The sequence below is a fragment of the Reinekea sp. genome (genome assembly GCF_982785585.1).
In genome coordinates this window covers 41544-47107 of sequence record NZ_CEYAVF010000028.1, presented here as the reverse complement: position 1 = coordinate 47107, position 5564 = coordinate 41544, and the positions used below count along the sequence as shown (strand labels likewise).

The window sequence follows — 5564 nt, the reverse complement described above, 5'->3', positions numbered from 1 at the left end:
ATGACCACGAAAATGACCACGAAAATGACTCCGGTCATTCAGATATCGAAGCAAGCTGGACTTATAGCTGCGAGAACCCGCTGCTAGTGCGTAAGGTGGAGTTCCCGCTGTTTTCGTACTTTGAAAACCTTACCGATTTAGACGTAGATTTCATAATGGACGCTGGCCAAGGTTCTATTGAATTGTCACCTGGAAACTCTGTCATTTCATTTTAATTATTAAGAGGCGGGGAGCATAGCTCCCCGAAGTTATTAATGACATCAGCCTATGCTTTTGAACTGTGTGATCTTGCCTTTTCATGGCAAAAGAACACGCCCGCAACGCTCGATATCCCATCGCTGTCGCTACCGCTCGGTAAATCCCTGTTTATTCACGGAGCCAGCGGCAGCGGTAAGAGCACCTTGTTGAATATCCTCAGTGGTGTGCTGGTCGCGCAACGCGGTGAGGTCAAACTACTTGGCCAACCCTTTTCTAGCCTCAGTAATCGTAAACGGGACCGAATTCGATCCGATCACCTAGGCTATATTTTCCAGCAATTTAATTTATTGCCGTATTTATCGGTCCTGGAGAATGTATTGCTGCCGATCAAAATATCCGCACTACGCAGACGTGGACATTCACGTCATTCAATAGCCCTAATTGATGAAGCTAAACACTGGCTCACGCAGTTGAAAGTTCCGGAGAATTTGTTTCAAGAAAAAATTTCTCGCTTGAGCGTTGGTCAACAACAACGTGTTGCAGCAGCCAGAGCATTGATCGGGTCGCCGGAAATAATCATTGCAGACGAGCCGACCTCATCACTCGATCAAAAGAATGTCGATAACTTCATGGCCGTGTTGGTCGATCAGTGCAGCAGTATTGGCAGTTCGCTCGTTTTTGTCAGTCACGACCTGAATTTATTGCCGTACTTTGATACTTCCTTTGCACTGCAAACATCTCCAGCAGGTAGTGACCTATGAATTGGACTCATTTAGCCCTAAAGAGTTTATGGAATCGCAAAACAACAGCTCTGCTGACCTTGCTCATGGTATCGATAAGCGTTTGCCTGTTATTAAGTGTTGACCGCATTCGCAGCGATACCCGAAACAGTTTTTCCAATACGCTATCCGGTTCTGACCTACTTGTGGGTGCTCGCACCGGCAGTTTGAATTTATTGCTCTATTCGGTATTTCGCATGGGCAATGCGACCAATAATATCAGCTGGCTCAGCTATCAAGAATTAAAAAGCCATCCAGACATTGCTTGGACCATTCCAATCTCGCTGGGTGACTCGCATCGCGGTTATCGAGTGATTGGCACCAATGACGATTATTTGCTGCACTACCAATATGGCCGCCAGCGTGCCATCGAAGTGCAACAGGGCGTTTGGTTTAATGATGTCTTCGAAGTGGTTCTGGGGGCCGAAGTTGCCAGCCAGTTAGACTACAATATTGGCGATAACATCGTCGTTGGCCACGGCACGGGCAGTACCTCCTTCGAAAAACATGATGATAGACCGTTCAAGGTGGTAGGCATACTCGTCCCGACGGGCACGCCTGTCGATAAGTCATTGCATATACCGTTGGAAGGTATAACCGCGTTGCATGTCGATTGGCAATCAGGGGTGAAACGGCAAGGTAAGGCTACCAGTGTTGCTGACACCTTAGCGATGGACCTCGAGCCCGAGGCAATCACGGTTTTCTTGCTTGGCATGACGTCCCGGTTAAAGGTGTTTTCGTTTCAACGCTTGGTCAACGATTTCAGTTCAGAGCCCTTGCTCGCGGTCATTCCAGGCGCTGCGTTACAAGAACTTTGGCAGCTCATTGCGATCGCCGAAAATGCTTTGCTAGCGGTTTCGATTATGGTGATTATTACCGGTTTAATTGGCATGGTCACCGTTATTATTGCCACCTTGAACGAGCGACGCCGGGAGATTGCGATCTTCCGCGCCTTAGGCGCGAGGCGCGAAACATTGCTTGGGTTGCTGATGATTGAGTCGGGCTTTTACGGTGTAGTGGGTCTCATTACGGGCTATATCTTGCACACTGTTATGATGTTGTTGGCCAATGCCTATGTGCAATCTCACTATGGCATTGCGCTAACGGTGGGTTGGCCGAATGAAAGCATGATATACATTTTACTCGGTTTTCTGTTGACCGCTACGGTACTCGGTGTTTTGCCCGGCTATCGCGCCTATCGACAATCGCTCAGCGACGGGCTCAGCGCTAACCTTTAAAAATCAACCCTTACTAAGGAAGCAGAATGTTTAAGAAATTGCATAAGTTGAGTGTTGTCACATTGTGTCTTTTGGCAATAACGGCCCTTACTATCGGTGTCGCCGTCGCTAAACAACAGGACTATATTCCGGTCAGTTGGGAGCAACTTATTCCTGCCGACTATGATTTGGAAGCGCTGCAAAATAACCTGATCGAGCAATACGATAGCGAGATTCTGCAAAGTGGCGGTGCCGAAGCCGATGCGCTGTATGCCCAATTACAGTTCTTGCAAGACAATGCACCCGTGACCAAGGAATACAATGAAACGCGGATTAAGATCCCCGGTTTCGTGGTGCCATTGGAGTTTGACGGCGACAAAATAACCCACTTTTTGTTAGTGCCTTACTATGGTGCCTGTATTCACAGCCCGCCACCGCCACCTAATCAGATTGTCTATGTTATTTTGCAGGAGGGTGTGCAGATTGATGACATATACTACCCAGTCTATGTCAACGGGCTGATGCGGGTTGAACGCATGGACTCGGAGCTGGGTGCCGCCGGGTATACCCTGTATGGGGACTCGGTCGAGCCCTACATCTAATCGACTAGAAGGCCAGGGTGAGGGGCATAGAACCTTGCCTGACCACAACCGTTCAAGTTCGAGTCTCGCCCCAATCTGCCAATTCCAGTCACTTGACGTAAACCCAACCTGCCTATTCCATGATTACTGTTGCTAAAAAAGCAACAGAACGCTATTGCTGTAGCGTTGTTCTTAAACATTGTTTGGTCGAGAATGAGATCAACAGGCTGTTTGGGGTATCAACAGCGCACATCAGCGGAGGCAATACCAGATGAGTCAACAAACAATAGGTGTTATAGGCCTGGGCAACATGGGCAACGGTATGTGCCAGACACTGCTGCGTAACGGTTTCAAGGTTTACGGGACCGATCTGGGTGTGGCCCAACAGGCCTCGGCGCGCGCGCTGGGTGTGGCGGTGGTCGAGAGCATTGCCGCCCTGTGCGAGCAGGTCGATGTGATTCTGCTGTCACTTCCGGCGGCTAAGCAGGTGCAAGAGGTGTTGTTGGGTGAACAGGGTGTGCTGAACTGTGCCCAAGCCCATACCCTGGTGATTGATACCTCGACCTCTGAGCCCGATGTCACCCGGTCCCTGGCTAAAAGCCTGGCCGAGCGAGGTCTGGCGCTACTCGATGCACCGGTCAGTGGTGGCCCCGCCGGTGCCGCAGGCGGCACCATGGTAATGCTAGTGGGTGGCGTTGAGGCCGATCTGGTGCGCGCTCAACCCTTTCTCGATGCGCTGAGCTCAAAGGTGGTCCACCTCGGTCCGTCGGGCAACGGTCATGCGGCCAAGCTGATCAATAACCTGCTCTGTGCTGCCCATCTGGTCAGTACCGCCGAAGCCGTCGCGCTCGGGCGCAAGGCGGGGCTGGATCCCGCGGCCTTATTGGACGGCCTAAACGCCGGCTCCGGTCGCAGTGCCATCAGCGAGGTCAATTTTCCGCGCTGGATCCTCAACGAGGGCTTCGATTCTGGCTTTACCATGCAACTGATGCGCAAAGACTTGCGCTTGGCGCTGGAACTGATTGAACAGACTGGCTTGGAGCTGCCCCTAGCCCAATTGGTTGGCGCGCAGTGGGCGGCCAGCGAGGCGACTCTTGCGGATCAGGATGACTTCAACTGCATTGTTAAAACCGTCGCGCCAGGGGATCTGCTATGAGTATTGTGCTGACACACTCTGGCCGCGCAGAAGTAGCGGCCTTGCTGGCCACGTTTTTTACCATCGACGCTGAATTTGGCAGTTGGATTGGCGGTGAACTGGTGCCGGGTACGGGTGCGTCCATCAACCTGATCAATCCCGCGACCGCTGAGGTGTTTTTGACCTATAAGGACGCCGGGGATTCGGTGGTCGAGGCTGCGGCCGAGGCGGCGCTGAAAGCCCAAATTATCTGGTGGGGCCTGGCGGCCAGTGCTCGGGCGCGCCTGATGTGGAGCTGCAGTGTGCAGGTGCGCGCGGCCACGGAACAGCTGGCCCAGCTGGAATCGATCTCGGCCGGCAAGCCGGTGCGCGATTGCCGAGTTGAGGTCACCAAGGTAGCGGAAATGTTTGAATACTACGCCGGCTGGTGCGACAAGCTGACCGGCCAGGTGATTGCCGTGCCGACCAGTCATCTAAACTATACCCGTCACGAACCCTATGGTGTGGTCACCCAGATCACCCCCTGGAACGCCCCGGTCTTTACCGCCGGTTGGCAAATTGCCCCGGCAATCTGTGCCGGCAATGCCGTCATGCTTAAGCCCTCTGAATTGACTCCGCTCACGTCGACGGTGCTGGCCAAGCTCATTGAGGATGCCGGCGTGCCATCCGGTCTGGTCAATGTCATTAATGGCTATGGCCAGACCACCGGTGCGGCGGCGATCGCCCACCGCGCCACGGCCAAGGTGATTTTTGTCGGTTCACCCAAAACCGGTGCGGCCATCGCCGGTGCCGCAGCACTGCGGGTGATCCCTTGCGTGCTCGAACTGGGCGGCAAGTCGGCCAATATTGTCTTCGCCGATGCCGACATCGATCGGGCCGTGGTCGGTGCCCAAGCGGCGGTGTTTGCCGCAGCCGGGCAGAGCTGTGTATCGGGCTCGCGCCTGCTGGTGCAGCGCAGCATCTATAGCCAGGTGGTCGAGCGGGTGGCCAATGCCGCCCGCAAGTTAGAGGTCGGGCTGCCCTGGTCAGAACAGACCTTGATTGGCCCGATCAATAATGAAACCCAGTTTAAGCACGTTGAGTCGCTGGTCGCAGATGGGGTGCGAGCCGGTGCGGTGATTGCGGCCGGCGGCCAACGTGCCCAGGTTGCAGGTGGTCAGAACGGTTATTTTTTCCAACCCACTGTCTTGGCCGATGTCGACAATCGTATGCGCGTCGCCCAGGAAGAAATTTTTGGTCCGGTGCTGTCGGTGATTCCCTTCGATGACGAAGACGACGCCATTGGTATCGCCAATGACAGCCGGTTCGGCCTCGGCGGCGCCGTGTGGACCGCCGATGTGGGCCGGGCCCATCGTCTGGCCGCCCAGGTCAACGCCGGCACCTTTTGGGTTAACTGCTATAAGGCGATCAATGTGATGTCGCCCTTTGGAGGCTTTGGCCAAAGCGGCTATGGCCGCTCCAGTGGCTATGAAGGGCTGCTGGAATACACTCGAACCAAGAGTGTATGGGTCGAGACCGCCCGGGACCCAGCGACACAATTTGGCTATTCGGTCGAATGATCGATCCATGTTTTGCCTGCGTCTGCTGCGAGTTCTTGGGCCGCCCGATCTTGGGGTACTGTGGTTTTTAACTGTGGTTTGTCACTGTGAATTGT

6 protein-coding genes are annotated in these 5564 nt (G+C 53.9%); all 6 read left to right on the top strand.

The features are described from left to right. A partial coding sequence (locus tag AC4FIC_RS11590; protein WP_476194997.1) for a ZrgA family zinc uptake protein occupies positions 1–215 on the top strand: 215 nt, incomplete at its 5' end. A gap of 39 nt (positions 216–254) precedes the next feature. Further along, positions 255–959, top strand: a complete 705-nt coding sequence (locus AC4FIC_RS11585) for an ABC transporter ATP-binding protein (protein WP_100256832.1) — start codon at positions 255–257, stop codon at positions 957–959. Continuing rightward, positions 956–2215 carry an ABC transporter permease gene (locus tag AC4FIC_RS11580; protein ID WP_100256833.1) on the top strand — a complete coding sequence of 420 codons (1260 nt, stop codon included), beginning with the start codon at positions 956–958 and terminating at the stop codon, positions 2213–2215. The genes AC4FIC_RS11585 and AC4FIC_RS11580 overlap by 4 nt, the downstream gene beginning before the upstream one ends. Positions 2216–2241: 26 nt before the next feature. Then, the gene (locus AC4FIC_RS11575; protein WP_100256834.1) at positions 2242–2796 is read left to right on the top strand and encodes a DUF3299 domain-containing protein; all 555 of its coding nucleotides are present in this window, start codon (positions 2242–2244) and stop codon (positions 2794–2796) included. 217 nt (positions 2797–3013) lie between these two features. Continuing rightward, positions 3014–3931: an NAD(P)-dependent oxidoreductase gene (locus AC4FIC_RS11570; RefSeq protein ID WP_227003821.1), complete on the top strand. Its 918-nt coding sequence runs from the start codon at positions 3014–3016 to the stop codon at positions 3929–3931. Further along, complete coding sequence (locus AC4FIC_RS11565; RefSeq protein ID WP_100256836.1) at positions 3928–5469, top strand: aldehyde dehydrogenase family protein; 1542 nt, start codon at positions 3928–3930, stop codon at positions 5467–5469. Before AC4FIC_RS11570 ends, AC4FIC_RS11565 begins: the two co-directional genes overlap by 4 nt. Positions 5470–5564: the final 95 nt, after the last annotated feature.

Bases quoted from the DNA above. Each gene is read 5' to 3' on its own strand.
- AC4FIC_RS11585 (WP_100256832.1), top strand. From the start codon at position 255: ATGACATCAGCCTATGCTTTTGAACTGTGTGATCTTGCCTTTTCATGG.
- AC4FIC_RS11580 (WP_100256833.1), top strand. From the start codon at position 956: ATGAATTGGACTCATTTAGCCCTAAAGAGTTTATGGAATCGCAAAACA.
- AC4FIC_RS11575 (WP_100256834.1), top strand. From the start codon at position 2,242: ATGTTTAAGAAATTGCATAAGTTGAGTGTTGTCACATTGTGTCTTTTG.
- AC4FIC_RS11565 (WP_100256836.1), top strand. From the start codon at position 3,928: ATGAGTATTGTGCTGACACACTCTGGCCGCGCAGAAGTAGCGGCCTTG.